The organism is uncultured Sphingomonas sp. (genome assembly GCF_913777625.1).
Classification (GTDB): Bacteria; Pseudomonadota; Alphaproteobacteria; order Sphingomonadales; family Sphingomonadaceae; genus Sphingomonas.
On the sequence record NZ_CAJYTI010000010.1, the window covers coordinates 138787 to 157016 of the forward strand.

Sequence of the window (18230 nt, forward strand, 5' to 3'; positions counted from 1 at the left end):
GCAGCAAGCGCCGTGACGGAGCCCCCAATGGATCCCGGCTTTCGCCGGGATGACGGGATGAGCCTTGGTATTACGCCTCGACCGGAAGCCGGGTCTCCGTCTCCATCGGCGCGTTCCTGAGCTCGTCGGTGAACTTCTTGAGCCACCACATCACGTCCTGTTCGTCGACGCCGGCCTTCAGCGCCTGCCAGCGCGCGATCCGCTCCTCCCGCGGCATGTTGAGCGCCTGGCAGATCGCGTCGGAGACTTCCTCGGCGCTGTAGGGATTGACCAGCAGCGCCTGCTCCATCTGGATCGCCGCGCCGGCGAACTTGGAGAGGATCAGCACGCCGGGATCCTCCGGGTCCTGCGCGGCGACATATTCCTTGGCCACGAGGTTCATCCCGTCGCGCAAGGGGGTGACGAGGCCGATCTTGGCGGCGCGGTACACGCCTGCCAGCACGTCGCGCGGGTAGCCCTGGTTGACGTAGCGCAGCGGCACCCAGTCGAGATCGGCATGCGCGCCGTTGATCTTGCCAGACAGCCCCTCCAGCGTGTTGCGGATGCGCTGATAGGTCTCCACGGTCGCACGCGACGGCGGCGCGATCTGGAGCAGATACACTTCCTTGCGCTGCTCGGGGTAGGTGGTGAGGAAGCGCTCATAGCCCAGGAAGCGCTCCTCCAGCCCCTTCGAATAGTCGAGCCGATCGACCCCGACGATCAGCGCGCGGCCGACCGAGCTGGTGCGCATCTGCTCGTACGTCTCGCGGGCGGAGTCGCTCTCGGCCAGCGCGGCGAACTCCTTGGCGTCGATGCCGATCGGGCAGGCGACCAGCTTCACGCTCTTCAGGCCGATGCGCAGCACGCCGTCGGGCTGGACCACCGCTTCCATCTCGGCGCGGGCGAAGTCGATGAAGCTCTCCATCCACTCCTGGGTGTGGAAGCCGATCACGTCATAGGCGAACAGCGTCTCGATCAGCTCGTGCGCCTTGGGCAGGCTGGAGAGCAGGCGGCGCGGCGGCCAGGGAATGTGGAGGAAGAAGCCGATCCGGTTCTTGCAGCCCCGGCGGCGCAGCTCCTGGCCGAGCGGGAACATGTGATAGTCCTGCACCCAGACGACATCGCCCGGCTCGATCAGCGGGCGCACGGTCTCGGCGAAACGTTCGTTGACCCGCTGATAGCCGCCCGCGAAGCCGCGCTCGTACTCGGCGAGGTCGATGCGGTAGTGGAACAGCGGCCAGAGCGTTCGGTTGGCATAGCCGTTATAATATTCGTCGATGTCCTGCTCTTCGAGGTCGACCGTGGCGGTGGTGACGCCTTCGCTCCGCTGCATGCTGATCTGGCCGGTGAACTGGTCGGTCTGCTCGCCGGACCAGCCGAACCAGATGCCGCCATTTTCGCGCAGCGCGGCGGCGAGCGCGACGGCCAGGCCCCCTTGCGCGCCGGAGTTGGAGCCGTTGGGCGCGGTGACGCGGTTCGAGATGACGATAAGGCGGCTCAACGGATCGAACTCCAGGGTTTGCTCAGCAGGACGGCACAGTTGATCATGCCGACCAGCGAGTAGGTCTGGGGATAATTGCCCCACAATTCCCCGGTCACGGGGTCGATGTCCTCGGAGAGCAGACCGGCGGCGGTGCGCCGGGTGAGCATCTCGTCGAACAAGGCGCGCGCTTCGTCGGTGCGGCCGGTGATGTGCAGCGCTTCGATCAACCAGAACGTGCAGAAGTTGAACGCGGTTTCGGGCAGGCCGAAATCGTCCTCGGTATCGTAGCGCAGCATGGTCGAGCCGCGGCGCAGGCCTTGCTCCACCGCCTTGAGCGTGGAGACGAAGCGGGGATCGTCGGGCGTCAGGAATCGCATCTCCAGCAGCTGGAGCAGGCTGGCGTCGAGATCGTCGCCCGAGAAGGTCGCGGAGAAGCGGTTCGTCTCCTCGCGCCACGCCTTGTCGAAGACCGTCGTGCGGATCGTGTCGGCACGGTGCTGCCAGAAGTCGCGGCGCTCCTCGAGGCCCAGCACATGCGCGGCATTGGCGAGCCGGTCGCAGGCCGCCCAGCACATCGCCACCGAATAGGTGTGGACGCTCTGGCGGGTCCGCAGCTCCCACAGCCCGGCATCGGGGGAGTCGTGATATTGCCAGGCGCGCTCGCCGACGCGCTCCAGCGATTCGAAGTCCTCCACGCTGGCGATGCGATAGAGCCGCTGGTCGAAAAAGGCCTGGACGTTGGACAGGACGATCTGGCCATAGGCGTCGTGCTGGACCTGGGCATAGGCCTGGTTGCCGACGCGCACCGGTCCCATGCCGCGATAGCCGGCGAGATCGGGCGCCTCGCGCTCCTCGAGCGTCGCCTCGCCGAGCACCCCGTAGAGCGGCTGGATATGGCCGCCGCGCGGCTCGGCGCGGGCATCGTCGACGATGTTGCGCAAGTATCCGAGATAGGTCTCCAGCACGTCGAGCGCACCGAGCCGGTTGAGCGCCTGCACCGTGTAGTAGGCGTCGCGGATCCAGCAGTAGCGATAATCCCAGTTGCGCTGCGAGCCGGCATGCTCGGGGATCGAGGTGGTGAGCGCCGCGACGATCGCGCCGGTTTCCTCATGCTGGCAGAGCTTGAGGGTGATGGCCGAGCGGATCACCACCTCCTGCCATTCGAGCGGGATGGCGAGGCCGCGCACCCAGTGCTGCCACTCGGCGATCGTGTTGAGCAGCATGTCGTCGACCGTCTCGGCGACGTCGCCGCTGAAGCTCTCGTCCGGCCCCAGGAAGAAGTGCAGCGGCTTTTCGACGCGGAACACGCGCTCTTCCTCCACCATGCCGACCGGCGCGGTGGTGGTGAGGCGCAGCGTCATCGGCTCGACCAGGTAGCGGAGATGGTTCGATCCGCCGATGCGGGTAGCGCACCGCTTGCCCCAGCCGCAGGTGGGGCGCAGCTTCACCCGGATGCGCGGGCTGCCCGCCACCGGCTTGACGATGCGCGCGAAGGAGACCGGCCGATAGACCCGGCCTAGGCGCGAGAAGCGCGGGCAGAAATCGGTGACTTCGATGGCGTTGCCGGCGGCATCGGTGTGGCGGCTGACCAGGATCGGAGCGTTGCGCAGATAGCGCTGCTCGACCGAGACCCCGCCTTCCAGCGCGATGTCCCAATAGCCCGCGTCCGGTTCCTCACCGCCGACCAGTGCCGAGAAGAGCGGGTCGCCATCGACGCGCGGCACGCAGCCCCAGACGAAGCGGCCGGCGCGGTCGATCAGCGCGCTGACCTGGCAGTTGCCGATCGGCCAGAGATCGAGATTGGTCATGCATGCACTCCGATCGCGGCGCCGAGCCAGGCGAGGACGGATTCAACGTCGTCGACGCGGTAGCGCGCATCGGTGGGGCGGGGCGGCCCGACCAGCACGCCCGCGCCGCCCAGCGCGGCGACAGCGGAGAAGCCGGGCTCGTCGGTCACGTCGTCGCCGAGGAAGACCGGGCGGCCCGATGCGAAGCGCGGATCGGCCATCAGCGTGCGGATCGCGCTGCCCTTGTCGCCGCCGGCGCTGCGCACCTCGACCATCATCTTGCCGTGCTGAAGGTAGAGGCCGTGCGTGGCGGCGAGCCGCTCGGCCATGGCGACGGCATCGGCTTCCTGCGCGGGGTTCATGCGGTAATGGACCGCCGCGCCCAGCGGCTTGTCTTCCAGCACCACGCCGGGCCGCGCCTCGGCAAAGGCGCGCATCTCGGCGAGCGCCTCCATCAGGCCGTCGGGGCGCTCGGCGCGCGCGCGGCGGCCGTCCGACCAGCGATATTCCATCCCGTGGCTGCCGACCACGCAAGGTGCGCGATCCCCGAAAAAGGCAGCGAGATCCTCCGCCGGGCGCCCGCTGACCAGCGCGAGGCGGCCGGCGAGCCGCTCCTCCAACGCGCGGATCAGATCGATCAGCGCGTCGTTCACGACCACGCCGTCCGGACGATCGGCGAGTTCGACCAGGGTCCCGTCGAAATCGAGGAACAGGCTGGCGGTATCGAGCAGATCCGCGGGCGGCGGCATCAGCAGAACGGGGTCCCGGTCGGGCATGCAACTCCTCATCGGGGCGCGGATGACATGCGCTCCCTGAGGTTTGTTACGCGCGCGGGCCCGATCCGTTCCCCGCGTCGGCCGATTCATGCTGCACCTGCGTTGTGCCAAAGCGCAGCGACAGGCCGTGGTAGAGCCGTTCCTTCGAGACGAGCTGCGCGGTGAAGTCGGCGATCAGCGCGGCGGCGAGCAGGGGGAGCATCAGGCCACGGCTGGCGGTGGTCTCGGCGATGATGATCACCGCGGTCAGCGGCGCGCGGACCACGCCGGTGAAATAGGCGACCATGCCCAGCAGCACGATCGTCCCGCCGGGGGCGGTGGGGAACATCGGCCGGACGAGATCGCCCACGCCCGCGCCCACGGACAGCGACGGCGCGAAGATGCCGCCGGGAATGCCGGCCACGGCGGTGGCGAGGGTGGAGGCGAACTTGGCGGGGGCATACCACCAGGGAATGGCGCCGTTGGTGATCGCGCTGCGGGCGGCGTCATAGCCGGTGCCCCAGGTCATGCCGGTGGCGACGCCGAGACCCGCGACCACCAGCCCGCACGCAGCGGCGAAGGCGAGCTTGTGGCGGCGGACGGCGACGAGTGGGCGCCAAGTCGATCCCCCGGTCGCCAGCATCAGCCGCGAAAACAGCCCGCCGGCCAGTCCGCCCACCACGCCCGCCACCGGGGCGGCGAGGATGGCGATGCGCAGCGGCAGCGTGTCGCGCATCGCGCCGAAATAGACATAGTCGCCGGCGATGCCGAGGCTGGTCATGCCGGCGATCAGCACCGCGGCCATCACCAGCACCGCCATGCGCTGCTCATAGGCGGCGGCGAGTTCCTCGATCGCGAAGGCGACCCCGGCCAGCGGCGTGTTGAACGCCGCCGCCACGCCCGCCGCGCCGCCGGCGATGAACACCGAGGCGCGGATCGGCACGCGGGCGAGGCGGTGGGCATAGCCCATGATCGAGGCGGCGACCTGGACGGTAGGGCCCTCGCGTCCCGTGGAGGCGCCGACCAGCACCGCGCCGATGGTGAGGACGAGCTTCAACACCACGGTCTTGGCCGAGGTGAGGCTGGTCATCGCGTCGTCGGGGTCGCGCGTCGCGGCCATCACCTGCGGGATGCCCGAGCCGGTCGCGTCGGGTGCGAAGCGGCGTGTCGCCCAGGCGAACAGCGCGAAGCCGGCGGGGGTGAGGAGCAGGGGGAGCCACCACCAGGTCCGCTCCAGCGTGGTGAAGCGGCGCGCGGCCCAGTCGGCGGCTTCGGCGAAGCCAAACGCCACCAGCCCGATCACGATGGCGCCGCCGAGGAACGCGACGCGGCGCCGCCAGGTCTGGGCGGTGGGTCCATGCCGGCGCACGATCGCGCGGACGCGGCGGGTGGTTTGGTGGCGGTCCATGCACTCCCTCAGCCTGCCCCTGGCGCGGCTGTAGCGGGGGAGGAGACGGAGCGCCACCCCAAGATCCCGGCGGCATTATGCTGGAGTTCGGTGGCCGTAAGTGGATCTCAGCTCTCGCCAAACGATCGTCATCCCCGCGAAGGCGGGGATCCATTCGCCCGTGCGCTGGGGGAAAGAACCGCAGCATCAGCGCCAATGGATCCCCGCCTTCGCGGGGATGACAAGGTCCTTTGATCAACGCACCTCCCCTTACATGGGAGGATCGTTGCGCCTCACGCGAACGTCGGCATCCCCGGCAGCAGCTTGTCCAGCGTCACCGGATAGTCGCGCACGCGCACGCCGCAGGCATTGTGGATGGCGTTCGCCACCGCCGCGCCGACGCCGCACAGGCCGAGCTCGCCGACGCCCTTCGCCTTCATCGGCGACGTCGTGGGATCGGTCTCGTCGAGGAAGATCACTTCCTGGTGCGGGATGTCGGCATGGACCGGCACTTCGTAGCTGGCGAGATCGTGGTTGACGAAATAGCCGAAGCGCTTGTCGACCGCGAGCTCTTCCATCAGCGCCGAGCCGACGCCCATCGTCATCGCGCCGATCACCTGGCTGCGCGCAGACTTCGGATTCAGGATCCGCCCCGCCGCGCACACTGCCAGCATCCGGCGTACGCGGACCTCGGCGGTCGCGGCATCCACCGCGACCTCGACGAAATGCGCGCCGAAGGTGGACTGCTGGAACTTCTTGGCGAGGTCGCCATAGTCCATATAGTCCTCGGCGACGAGTTCGCCGCCCTTGGCCGCCTCGGCCAGCGCGACGCTGCGGTTGCCGGCGCGGACATGGCCGTCCTCGAACACGACATCGCCCGAATTGAAGCCGAGCGCCGCGGTCACCTTGTCGCGCAGCGCCGAGCAGGCCGCGTATACGCCGGCGGTCGAGCTGTTCGCGCCCCATTGCCCGCCCGAGCCCGCCGAGGCCGGGAAGCTGGAATCGCCCAGCCGGACCACCACCGTGTCGAGCGGCACGCCCATCATTTCCGCCGCGGTCTGGGCGATGATGGTGTAGGTGCCGGTGCCGATATCGGTCATGTCGGTCTCAACCGTGACCACGCCCTGGCCGTCCAGTCGCACCCGTGCGCCTGACTTGCCGTTCATGTTGTTGCGGAACGCCGCGGCCATGCCCATGCCGATCAGCCAGCGGCCTTCGCGGATCGCACCAGGCGTCCTGGCGCGCTTGGCCCAGCCGAACTTCTCCGCGCCGATCTGCATGCACTGGATTAGCTGGCGCTGCGAGAAGGGGCGGTTGGGCGCTTCGGGATCGACCTGGGTGTCGTTCAGCGCGCGGAACGCCACCGGGTCCATCCCCAGCTTCTCCGCCATTTCGTCCATCGCGATTTCGAGCGCCATCAGCCCTGGTGCCTCGCCCGGCGCGCGCATCGCATTGCCTTCGGGCAGGTCGAGCACTGCCAGCCGCATCGCGGTCAGCCGGTTCTCGCCGGCATAGAGCAGGCGGGTCTGGCTCACCGCCGTCTCGGGGCCGCCACCGGGCAGGTCGCCCGACCAGCTCTCATGCCCGATCGCGGTGATCTTGCCGTCCTTGGTCGTGCCGATGCGGATGCGCTGGATCGTCGCCGGACGGTGGGTGGTGTTGTTGGCGATCAGCGGGCGCTGCAGCGTCACCTTGACCGGCCGCCCTGCCGCCTTGGCGCCGAGGGCGGCCAGGATCGCGTCGGCACGGACGAACAGCTTGCCGCCGAAACCGCCGCCGACATAGGGCGAGATCAGCCGCACCTTGTCCTTGGGCAGGCCCAGCGTGCGCGCGACATCGCCCTTGCCCCAGTTGATCATCTGGTTCGAGGTCCAGACCACCAGCTGGTCGCCGTCCCATTTGGCGGTGGAGGCATGCGGCTCCATCATCGCGTGCGAATGGTCCGGCGTGGTGTAGCGTGCGTCGAGCTGGACGGGCGCGCTGGCGAAGGCGCCGTCGAAATTGCCGACCTTGCTCTCCGCCGGGCCGCCAAAGCCTTCCTTCGGCAGCGTCGCGTTGGGCATTTCGGCGGCGAGGTCGAACCGGCCTTTGGTGCGGGCATAGTCGACGCGGATCAGCCCGGCGGCGGCGCGCGCCTGCTCGAACGTCTCCGCCACCACCAGCGCGATCGCCTGGTGATAATGGTCGATCTCGGGCCCGCCGAGCAGCTTGGCGGTGTTGAAATTGCCCTTGGTCAGCTTGCCGGCATTCTCGGCGGTGACGATAGCGAGCACGCCCGGCGCGGCCTTGGCGGCGCTGAGGTCCATGCCCGTGATCCGACCCTTGGCGATCGCGGCGCCGAGGACATAGCCATAGGCGGCATCGGGCGCGACATCGTGCCGCTCATAGGCATAGGGCGCGTGGCCGGTGGTCTTGAGCGGACCGTCGATCCGGTCGGTCGCCTTGCCGACCACCTTGAGGCGATCGATCGGGTTGGTCGTGGCGGGGGTATCGAACTTCATGGCTCAGCCCCTTGCTTCGTGCAGCACCGCGGCGAGCGTGCGCTCGGCCAGCTGCAGCTTGAAGGCATTGTCGTGCGTCGGCGTCGCGCCGGCGAAGGCGATCCTGGCGGTGGCCGCCGCCCCCTTGGGCAGCGCGGCCTCGGCAGCCTCGACCCGCCACGGCTTGTGCGCCATGCCGCCGAACGCGACGCGGCCGGTGCCGTCCTTCTGCACCACCGCCGCCACCGAGACGAGCGCGAAGGCGTAGGACGCGCGGTCGCGCACCTTGTGGTAGAAATGCTTGCCGCCCAGCGGCTTGGGCAGCGTGACCGCGGTGATCAGCTCGCCGGTCTGGAGCGTGTTGTCGATGTGCGGCGTGTCGCCCGGCAGGCGGTGGAAGTCGGCAATGGCGATCTTGCGGGTGCTGCCGTCGGGCTTCACCGTCTCGACGGTCGCGTCGAGCAGCCGCATCGCGATCGCCATGTCGCCGGGATAGCTGGCGATGCAGGCGTTGCTGGTGCCGATCACCGCCAGCTGGCGGCTGAACCCGCCGACCGCCGCGCAGCCGCTGCCGGGCTTGCGCTTGTTGCAGGGCTGGTTGGGATCGTAGAAATAGGGGCAGCGGGTGCGCTGGAGCAGGTTGCCGGCGGTGGTCGCCTTGTTGCGCAGCTGGCCCGAGGCCCCTGCGACAATCGCGCGGGTGAGCACCGCATAGTCGCGCCGCACGCGCTTGTCGGCGGCGAGATCGGTGTTGCGGACCAGCGCGCCGATGCGCAGCCCGCCGTCGCTCGTCTCCTCGATCTTGTCGAGCGCGAGCGTGTTGACGTCGATCAGATGCGCCGGCGTCTCGATCTCCAGCTTCATCAGGTCGAGCAGATTGGTGCCGCCGGCGATGAAGCGGGCGCCGGGGGTCTTGGCGGCGAGGGCGGCGGCATCGGCCGGGCTGCTCGCGCGGGTATAGGTAAACGCCTTCATGCCTGCCTCCGCCCTGCGGCCTCGCGGATCGCCTCGACGATGTTGGAATAGGCGCCGCAGCGGCAGATATTGCCGCTCATCCGCTCGCGGATCTCCATCTCGGAGAAGGCGGGCGAGGCGGCGACGTCGGCGGCGACATGGCTGGGGATGCCGGCCTTGATCTCGTCGAGCACCGCGACCGCCGAGCAGATCTGGCCCGGGGTGCAATAGCCGCACTGATAGCCGTCGTGGCGGACGAACGCCGCCTGCATCGGGTGCAGGTCCTCGGGCGTGCCCAGGCCTTCGATCGTGGTCACGCTGTCGCCGTCGTGCATCACCGCCAGGCTGAGGCAGCTGTTGATCCGGCGGCCGTTGACGATCACCGTGCAGGCGCCGCACTGGCCATGGTCGCAGCCCTTCTTGGTGCCGGTAAGGTGGAGATGCTCGCGCAGCGCGTCGAGCAGGGTGGTGCGCGTGTCGACGGTCAGCTCGGCAGGCTTGCCGTTGACCTTCAGCTGCACGGGCAAAGTAGGAGGCGTCTCCATCGGCGCGATCGGTTCCTTGCTGCTGGCGTTGGCCGGGAGCGCGGTGACGGTGGCGCAGGCAGCGCCCCCCATCAACAGGCCGCGCCGCGATACACCGATATCGGTTGGACTATCCATCTGGCCATCCCTGATTGCCTGCCGCGGCATAAGTGCTGGACGCCCGCAACAGTTCCCGGGCGCCTGGTGTGGGGCGAGTCTTACCCGCCCCGGAGGCGACCGGCAAATGTACGCTAGGGCAACACCGCAAAACCCCAGTGTGACGATACCGCAACAGTTTCGTGACGAATTATTTCCAGGCGTGTCTGCCGTGTTGCCCTGCGCGAGCGGACGTGCAGACATGCAGGACGGGGAAGGCACAGCAAACATGCATGGCTTTCGATATCTGCGCAACAATAAGGGGTTCTTGATGACGTCCACGTTCAGAAGCTGTCTGCTCGCGTCGACCATGCTGGTCGCGGGCATGGCAACGCCTGCGTTCGCCCAGCAACAAACCGTGCCCGAGGCGGAGAAGCCGGCCGAAGCCGCGCCCGAGATCGTCGTCACCGGCTCGCGCATCTCGCGCCCGGACCTCGAACTCGCCAGCCCGGTCAACGTGATCAGCCAGCAGGAAATCCAGTTCCGCCAGCCGGGTACCGCGGATGACCTGCTGCGCAACCTGCCGGCGATCCGCCCGTCGATCGGCGCGGGCGTCAACAACGGGTCGGACGGTTCGTCGACGATCAACCTGCGCGGCATCGGCGAGCAGCGCACGCTGGTGCTGCTCGATGGCCGCCGCCTGGTGCCCTATGGCCTGGACGGCCTGACCGACACCAACAACATTCCCGTCGCCCTGCTCCAGCGCATCGAAGTGCTGACCGGCGGCGCCTCGTCCACCTACGGCGCGGACGCCGTGGCGGGCGTCGTCAATTTCATCACCCGCCGCGACTTCTCGGGCATCGACGCCTCGGCGAGCTACCGCGTGTCCGAGCGCGGCGACAGCCAGCGCTTCAAGGCCGACCTCGTCGTCGGCGGCAACTTCGCCGACGGTCGCGGCAATGTCGTGCTGTCGGTCGGCTACACCAAGGCCGATCCGCTGCTCCACCTCGATCGCAAGATCAGCGCAGTGCCGATCAGCTCCACCACCGGCGCCTTCGCCGGGTCGAGCACAGCGGCGGTGACGATCTTCGGTTCGCCCAGCAACGCCTCGCTCGGCCTCGCCGCCAGCAGCTTCGGCGCGGTGGTGAACCCGACGACCGGCCTGCTCCAGTCGGCGACCGCGGCCGATACCTACAACACCAATATCGGCACCTATTTCCAGACGCCGCTCGATCGCATCAACGTCTATTCGGCCGGCCATTACGAGATCACCAGCGGGGTCGAGTTCTACGGTTCGGCGATGTTCACGCGGAACCAGATCGCGACCCAGCTCGCCTCATCGGGCACGTTCAACAACACCTATCAGCTGGCGCTGAACAACCCCTATCTGCCGGCGGGGCTGCGCAGCCAGCTCTGCACCGCGACCAAGATCTCGGCGGCGGACTGCGCCACCGCGGCGGCGGTGCAGGGCGGCCCGGGCACGGCCGGCTATCGCGAGATCCCGGTGGTCGCGCAGCGCCGCTTCACCGAATATGGCCCGCGCGGCAATGTCTTCGAATCGCAGATGTTCCAGGTGCAGGGCGGATTCCGCGGCGAGATCGTCACCGGCCTGAAATATGACGTCTCGGCGCAATATGGCGAAACCACCCAGAACCAGACCCGTCAGAACTGGGGGTCGTTCAGCAAGGTCCAGCAGGCGCTGCGGGCCTATCGCGACGCCAGCGGCAACATCCGCTGCGCCGATACCAGCAATGGCTGCGTGCCGCTCAACCTGTTCGGCCCGAACGGCTCGATCACCAAGGCGCAGCTGGCGTTCATCGACCTGAGCGCGATCATCAACCGCAAGGTGACCCAGACGGTCGTCACCGGCAGCCTCTCGGGCGACCTGTTCACCTCGCCGCTGGCCGCGAGCAAGATCGCGTTCGCGGTAGGCGGCGAATATCGCAAGGTCACCGCCGCCAGCCAGCCGGACGGCCCGTCGCAGGTGCAGGGCGAAGTGCTCGGCACCGGCGCGCGCACGCCCCCGGATACCGGCCGCTACAGCGTGAAGGAAGTGTTCGGCGAAATCATCGCGCCGCTGATCGAGGACAAGCCCTTCATCCACAAGCTGACCGCCGAAGCCGGCATCCGCTATTCGGACTACAGCACCACCGGCGGCAGCACGACGTGGAAGGCCGGCGGCCAGTGGGAGCCGGTGCCCGGCTTCAAGTTCCGCGGCACCTATCAGGTCGCGGTGCGCTCGCCGAACATCCAGGAGCTGTTCCAGTCGCCGGTGCAGGGGCTGGGCAACCTGACGGTGGATCCGTGCGCGGGCACGGCGGTGACGGCGAACGCCAAGCTGGCCGCGCTCTGCGTCGCCACCGGCGCCCCGGCGAACACGATCGGCTCGATCGCGCAGCCGAGCTCGGGCCAGATCAACAACACCACTGCGGGCAACCGCAATCTGGACGTCGAGCGGGCCAAGACCCTGACGCTGGGGGGCGTGTTCACGCCGACCTTCCTCAAGGGCTTCTCGATGAAGGTCGACTATTTCCGGATCAAGGTGTCGAACGCGATCACCCAGCCGGCCCAGGCCGACATTCTGAACGGCTGCTATTCGGCGTCGCTCAACCCCAACTATGTCAACAACGCCTTCTGCGCGCTGATCGGTCGTAACCCGCTGACCGGCACGCTGAACGGCGCGGGCGAAACGCCGGGCGTGATCCTCGGCTATTCGAACCTGGGCCTGATCCGCACCGCCGGCATCGACCTCGGCATCGACCAGCGCGTGCTGCTCCAGGATATCGGCATCCAGGACAGCGGCGCGATCTCGATCGGCTTCAACGGGACCTATCTGGATTATTACCGGTTCCAGGCCAACCCGAACTCGATCGATCGCAACTGCACCGGCCGCTACAGCGCCGGGGGCTGCACCAATCCGCGTGCGAAGCTGCGCTGGAACGGTCGCCTGACCTATGACCGCGAGGCCTTCGACGTGTCGCTGCTGTGGACCCATATCAGCCATGTCAGCCTGGAGGACCCGATCGGCAGCATCCTGCCGCAGTTCGCGCGCATCCCTGCCTACGACTATTTCGACCTGTCGTTCGGCGTGCGCCCGACCAAGAACCTCAGCTTCAACCTGACGGTGAACAACCTGCTGGACAAGGATCCGCCGCTGGTCGGCTCGGGCGTGGGGGGCACGTCGTACAACAGCGGCAACACCTTCCCGACGATCTACGATCCGATCGGCCGCTCCTACACGCTGGCTGCGCGCCTCACCTTCTAAAACAAGAAAAGTCTCCCAACACCTGGGGCGGCGGACCGAAAGGTCCGCCGTTTTTTTTGGCCCGCTCAGCCCTGGCTGTCGGAGAGGTCCATGAAGTTGCGCGCGGCCTCGCGATCTGCTTCGTCCTCGAAGGTCGCGTCGAGATCGGGCGCGTTGCCGAGCATGAACAGCAAGGCCCAGAGCGCGAAGCGGACGCCGCGATCGGTCTCGAGGCCGAGATCGACCTTCATCCGCTCGATGCCGGCGGCAAGGGCAGGGGGGGTGAGGGCGCCGAGATCGGCGGTGCCGAAATAGCGCAGGAGCTGATCGTCTAGTTGCATGGTGCCGTGCCTAGGCCCGTACCGCCCGACCAGCAAGAATACGGGATATTCCCAAGCGACGCGGGCGGGGCCGGAGCGCATGCCACAGGATCATGTGGACCTATCATTCCGATCTGCTCGCTACCCCGGTGCCGCGTTATACCAGCTACCCCACCGCCGCCGAATTCTCGGAGGATGTCGGCGCGGCCGAAATGGGTGCGGCGCTCGGTCGGGTGGAGCCGGATACCGAGCTGTCGCTCTATCTCCATATCCCGTTCTGCCGCGAGATCTGCTGGTATTGCGGCTGCAACACCGGCGCGGCCAATCGCAGCGCGCGGCTCGATGCCTATCTGGCGCGGCTGTCGGACGAGATCGAGCTGGTCGCCCGGCGGCTCGGCGGGCGCGGGCGGGTGGGGCGGATCGCGTTCGGCGGCGGCAGCCCCAATGCGATCGCCCCGGCGGCGTTCACCCGGTTGGTCGAGCAGGCAAAGGCCGCGTTCGGCGCGACGGATCCGGTGCTCTCGGTGGAAGTCGACCCCCGCGGTTTCGATGCCGAATGGGCGGCGGCGCTGGGGGCGGCAGGCGTGTCGCGGGTGAGCCTGGGCGTGCAGAGCTTCGACCCCGCCATCCAGGCGGCGATCGGGCGGGTGCAGCCGCGCGCGGACATCGCCGCGACGGTGGCGCTGCTGCGCGGTGCGGGCGTCGCCTCGATCAACTTCGACCTGATGTACGGCCTGCCCGGCCAGACCGTCGAGGCGCTGGCCGCTTCGATCGACGAAAGCATCGCGCTCGGCGCCGATCGGCTGGCGGTGTTCGGCTATGCCCATGTGCCCCACCTGATCCCGCGCCAGCGCCGGATCGATGCGACCGCGCTGCCCGATGCGGCGGCGCGTTTCGAGCAGGCGGCGCTGGCCCATGCCCGGCTGACCGCCGTGGGCTATGCCGCGATCGGCTTCGACCATTTCGCGCTGCCGGGCGATACCATCGCCGTCGCCGCGCGCGAGGGGCGGCTGCGGCGCAACTTCCAGGGCTTCACCGAGGACGAGGCGGAGGTGCTGATCGGGCTGGGCGCGAGCGCGATCAGCCAGTTTCCCGACCTGCTGGTCCAGAACGAGAAGAATGCCGGCCGCTGGCACATGGACGTCTCGGCCGGGCGGCTGGCGGCAGCGCGCGGCATCCGCCGCTCGACCGAGGACCAGTGGCGCGCGGCGGCGATCGAGGAACTGCTCTGCCAGGGTCGCGCCGATCTGGGCGGCATCCAGGGGCGGAGCACCATCGCGCTGCGGCTGGCCCGCTTCGCGGCGCTCAAGCTGGTGCGCTGGGAAGGCAGCGTGCTGCTGCTCGCGCCCGAGGCGCTGCCCTATGCCCGGGTGATCGCCAGCGCGCTCGACGTCTATCGGGGGCCTGCCGCCACGCGGTTCAGCAGCGCGGTCTAGGCGGAAGGAAAATACGGGGAATCTACGGCAGGGCGCAGGTATAGCCTCGGTTCACACAGGCTTCTATAAGGCGCCGGCCCGCCCCGCGCCGGGGAGTTTCCGCGCGTTCCGAAAGAGCATTGATGTCGCGTCCCGTTTTCTTCGATCCCACCGGCAGCCGCAAGCGCTGGACGCTGCGCACGGTATTCGCGCTGATCGGAGGGGTGCTGCTGGCCGCGATCGTGTTCGCCGCGACGATCGTCAACGTGCCGCCCGCGCAGGACCTGCCGGTGCGCTGGGAAAACGCCAAGCCGGCGGCGCTCCGCTCGCTGAGCGCGCGCGGCGAGCCGCGGCGGCAGCGCTGGCTGCCGGGCGTCGCCTCGAAGAAGCCGGGCGCACCGCTCACCGTCGGCTTCTACGTGCCCTGGGATCAGGCGAGCGCCGATTCGCTCCGCCGCAACATCGGCGATCTCGACTGGGTGGTGCCCGCCTTCGTGACGGTGACCGGCGGCAACCATCTGATGCAGGTGCAGGACGATCCGCGCTTCGCCAGCATCGTCGCCGGCGCGCGCCGCCCGCCACGGGTGCTGCCGATGGTGCAGAACATCTCGGACGAAGCCTGGGATTCGGCCGGCGCCGCACGGCTGATGGCGAGCCCGGCGGCACGCGCCAAGCTCGCGCGCGATCTGGCGGCGATGGTCAAGGCGCGCAACCTCACCGGGCTGGTGATGGATTTCGAGAGCCTGCCGCCGGAATCGCTGCCCGGCTACATCCAGCTGCTCGACCAGATCAACAAGGCGATGCCGAAGGACAAGCTGCTCGCGGTCACCGTGCCCGCCGGCGACCCCAACTGGGATTACAAGCGGATCGCGGCCGTCACCGATCGCGTCATGCTGATGAACTATGACGAGCATTGGCAGGGCGGCACCGCCGGGCCGATCGCCTCGCAGCCCTGGTTCGTCGAGGAGCTGCGTCGTGCGGTATCGCAGATCGGCACCGACAAGCTGATCGTCGCGCTGGCGAGCTATGCCTATGACTATCACGGCGACGGCACCGACGCGATGAGCATCGAAGAGGCCTGGTCGGCGGCGCGCGACAGCGACGCCAAGGTCACCTTCGACAAGACGAGCGGCAACAGCGCGTTCGCCTATGACGAGAACGGCAAGCACCACGAGGTCTGGATGGTCGATGCCACCGCCACCTGGAACCAGCTCCAGGCGGTGCGCGCGGCAGGCGTGGGCAGCGTCGCGCTGTGGCGTCTGGGTACCGAGGATGCCGGCGTGTGGACCGCGCTGCTCGCCTATCGCCATGGCGGCAAGCCGGACCTGACCCGCATCGTGCCCGCCACCAATGTCGACGTGGAAGGCCCCGGCGAGATCCTGCGCGTCACCAAGACGCCGACGGTGGGCGAGCGCGCGATCAGCTTCGATGCGTCGAACATGATCCGCGACGTGCAATATCCGGTGCTGCCGACGCCCTATGTGGTGATGCGCACCGGCGCCGCCGACAAGGCGATCGCGCTGACCTTCGACGACGGCCCCGATCCCGATTACACACCGCGCATCCTCGACATCCTCAAGGCCGAGCATGTCCCGGCGACGTTCTTCATCATCGGCGAGAACGGGCTGCAGCACCCGCTGCTGCTGCGCCGGCTGGTCGCCGAGGGGCATGAGCTGGGCAACCACACCTATACCCACCCCAACCTCGCCACCACCTCGGCGGCGAGCACCGCGCTGGAGCTGAATGCCACGCAGCGGCTGGTCCAGGCCTATACCGGGCGCGGCATGCGCCTGTTCCGCGCGCCCTATTTCGGAGACGCCGAGCCGACCACGCCGGACGAACTCGATCCCGCCGTGGTGGCGCAGAAGCAGGGCTATACGGTGGTCGGCCTCCACGTCGATCCGGACGACTGGAAGCGCCCGGGCGTCGACGCGATCGTGCAGGGCGTGCTCGACGACATCGCGACCGCCGCGCCGGACAAGTCGACCAACATCGTGCTGCTCCATGACGGCGGCGGCAATCGCGAGCAGACCATCCAGGCGCTGCCCCGCATCATCCACGAACTGCGCGCGCGGGGCTATACCTTCGTGCCGGTGTCGAAGCTCGCGGGGCTTTCCTACGACGCAGTGATGCCGCCGATCCGTGGCAGCGACCTGCTTGCCGTGCGGGCCGACGTCGCGATCTTCGTCGCGCTGGCGCTGATCGCCTCGGGGCTGCGCTGGATGTTCTTCGTCGCGATCACGCTCGGCATCGCCCGCGCGGTGATCCTCGCCGCGCTCGCGCTGCGCCAGCGCCGGCGCGAGCGCGGGGCGCCGCCGGTCTACACCCCCACCGTCTCGGTGATCATCCCGGCCTATAACGAGGAGCGGGTGATCGAGGCCTCGGTGCGCCGGGTGCTCGCCAGCGACTATCCGGCGATCGAGCTGATCGTCGCCGACGACGGATCGAAGGACCGGACCAGCGAGATCGTCGCGGCGGCGTTTGGCGCCGACCCGCGGGTGACGCTGCTCACCCTCGTCAATGGCGGCAAGGCGGCGGCGCTCAACCGCGCGCTGGGCGAAGCCAAGGGCGAGGTGATCATCGCGCTCGATGCCGACACCCAGTTCGAACCCGAGACGATCGGCCGCCTCGCGCGCTGGTTCGCCGATCCGCAGCTCGGCGCGGTGGCGGGCAGCGCGCAGGTCGGGAACCGGGTCAACCTCGTCACCCGCTGGCAGGCGGTGGAATATATCACCGCGCAGAATCTCGAGCGCCGGGCGCTGGCCGGGTTCAACGCCATCACCGTGGTGCCGGGTGCGGTGGGTGCCTGGCGGCGGGCGGCCTTGGATGCGGTGGGCGGCTATCCCGAGGATACGCTGGCCGAGGACCAGGACCTCACCATCGCGATCCAGCGCGCCGGCTGGCGGGTCACCTATGATCCCGATGCGGTCGCCTGGACCGAGGCGCCGGAAAGCTTCCGGTCGCTCGCCAAGCAGCGCTATCGCTGGGCGTTCGGCACGCTCCAGTGCCTGTGGAAGCATCGCGGGCTGTACCGCGACAAGAAGGCACGCGGCCTCGCCTGGATCGGGCTGCCGCAAGCCTGGATCTTCCAGATCATCTTCGCCGCGATCTCGCCGCTGATCGACCTGGCGCTGGTTTCCGCCACCATCGCGACGGGGGTCCGCATCGCCCAGCATGGCTGGGAGCAGACCCGCGGCGACGTGATCTCCATGGCGATCTACTGGGTTGCCTTCACCGCGATCGACGTCGGCTGCGGCTGGATCGCCTACCGGCTGAACAGCCGCCCGATCCGTTATCCGGCGCTGCTGCTGGTCGCGCAGCGCTTCGTCTATCGCCAGCTGATGTACTGGGTGGTGCTGCGCGCGATCAGCTCGGCGCTGGGCGGCTGGTTCGTCGGCTGGGGCAAGCTGGAGCGCACCGGCCGAGTCGGCGGCGGCGAGGCGGCCGCGGCCGAATAGGCCTGCGCCGGGCATCGATTCGGGTCTCAGGAGGTTGCCGCCCGCCCCGCCATTCGGCGCGGCGGGCGGTTTCGTGTTGCGTTGCACCAAAATGGTGCAATTCATGCGCAGGTCATCTGTGATAAATTTGCACCACGCCCGAATTTTCTGCCCGTCGCCGCCGCCCGGCCGCCGCCGTTTACCTGGGCGAAAGGCATCGGCTGCGTGCCTCGTTGGGCGCAATTGCGCGTCATTGCGCTGAAAATGATGCCAAGATGAATTCTCCGCGTCGTAGCGGCGGCGGTGAGTGTAACAGTCCTGCCAAATCGTCTGCCTAGGGCGCCCCGGAAGCAAACCAGACTCTGCCAC

The 18230-nt window shown here is 68.5% G+C and carries 11 protein-coding genes; 3 read left to right on the plus strand and 8 right to left on the minus strand.

What is annotated here, in order from left to right; genetic code table 11:
• Positions 1-70: 70 nt before the first annotated feature.
• From QZ814_RS05775 to paoA, 7 genes are all read right to left on the minus strand, one after another.
• On the minus strand, positions 71-1480 hold the full coding sequence (locus QZ814_RS05775; RefSeq protein ID WP_294330129.1) for a trehalose-6-phosphate synthase: 1410 nt from the start codon (positions 1478-1480) through the stop codon (positions 71-73).
• Positions 1477-3270 (minus strand): glycoside hydrolase family 15 protein, encoded by a 1794-nt coding sequence (locus QZ814_RS05780; protein WP_294330130.1) that lies wholly within the window; start codon positions 3268-3270, stop codon positions 1477-1479. The genes QZ814_RS05775 and QZ814_RS05780 overlap by 4 nt, the downstream gene beginning before the upstream one ends.
• Entirely contained in the window at positions 3267-4025 is a 759-nt protein-coding gene (gene otsB, locus QZ814_RS05785) for a trehalose-phosphatase (RefSeq protein ID WP_294330131.1), read from the minus strand. Before otsB ends, QZ814_RS05780 begins: the two co-directional genes overlap by 4 nt.
• 46 nt (positions 4026-4071) lie before the next feature.
• The gene (locus QZ814_RS05790; RefSeq protein WP_294330132.1) at positions 4072-5412 is read right to left on the minus strand and encodes a chloride channel protein; all 1341 of its coding nucleotides are present in this window, start codon (positions 5410-5412) and stop codon (positions 4072-4074) included.
• Between the two features lie 272 nt (positions 5413-5684).
• Complete coding sequence (paoC, locus tag QZ814_RS05795; protein ID WP_294330133.1) at positions 5685-7892, minus strand: aldehyde oxidoreductase molybdenum-binding subunit PaoC; 2208 nt, start codon at positions 7890-7892, stop codon at positions 5685-5687.
• Positions 7893-7895: 3 nt separating this feature from the next.
• Positions 7896-8846 carry a xanthine dehydrogenase family protein subunit M gene (locus QZ814_RS05800; RefSeq protein ID WP_294330134.1) on the minus strand — a complete coding sequence of 317 codons (951 nt, stop codon included), beginning with the start codon at positions 8844-8846 and terminating at the stop codon, positions 7896-7898.
• On the minus strand, positions 8843-9487 hold the full coding sequence (gene paoA / locus QZ814_RS05805; protein WP_294330135.1) for an aldehyde dehydrogenase iron-sulfur subunit PaoA: 645 nt from the start codon (positions 9485-9487) through the stop codon (positions 8843-8845). Before paoA ends, QZ814_RS05800 begins: the two co-directional genes overlap by 4 nt.
• A 289-nt stretch (positions 9488-9776) precedes the next feature.
• Here paoA and QZ814_RS05810 point away from each other — a divergent pair, with 289 nt between their 5' ends.
• Positions 9777-12710 carry a TonB-dependent receptor gene (locus QZ814_RS05810; protein WP_294330136.1) on the plus strand — a complete coding sequence of 978 codons (2934 nt, stop codon included), beginning with the start codon at positions 9777-9779 and terminating at the stop codon, positions 12708-12710.
• A 65-nt stretch (positions 12711-12775) separates the two neighbouring features.
• Here QZ814_RS05810 and QZ814_RS05815 read toward each other — a convergent pair whose 3' ends face one another.
• The gene (locus QZ814_RS05815) at positions 12776-13030 is read right to left on the minus strand and encodes a hypothetical protein (protein WP_294330137.1); all 255 of its coding nucleotides are present in this window, start codon (positions 13028-13030) and stop codon (positions 12776-12778) included.
• A gap of 92 nt (positions 13031-13122) precedes the next feature.
• On the opposite strand from QZ814_RS05815, the gene hemN reads away from it, so the two are divergent.
• Positions 13123-14445, plus strand: a complete 1323-nt coding sequence (gene hemN, locus QZ814_RS05820; RefSeq protein WP_294330138.1) for an oxygen-independent coproporphyrinogen III oxidase — start codon at positions 13123-13125, stop codon at positions 14443-14445.
• Between the two features lie 122 nt (positions 14446-14567).
• Positions 14568-17882 carry a glycosyltransferase gene (locus tag QZ814_RS05825; RefSeq protein WP_294330139.1) on the plus strand — a complete coding sequence of 1105 codons (3315 nt, stop codon included), beginning with the start codon at positions 14568-14570 and terminating at the stop codon, positions 17880-17882.
• The last annotated feature ends 348 nt before the right edge of the window (positions 17883-18230 follow it).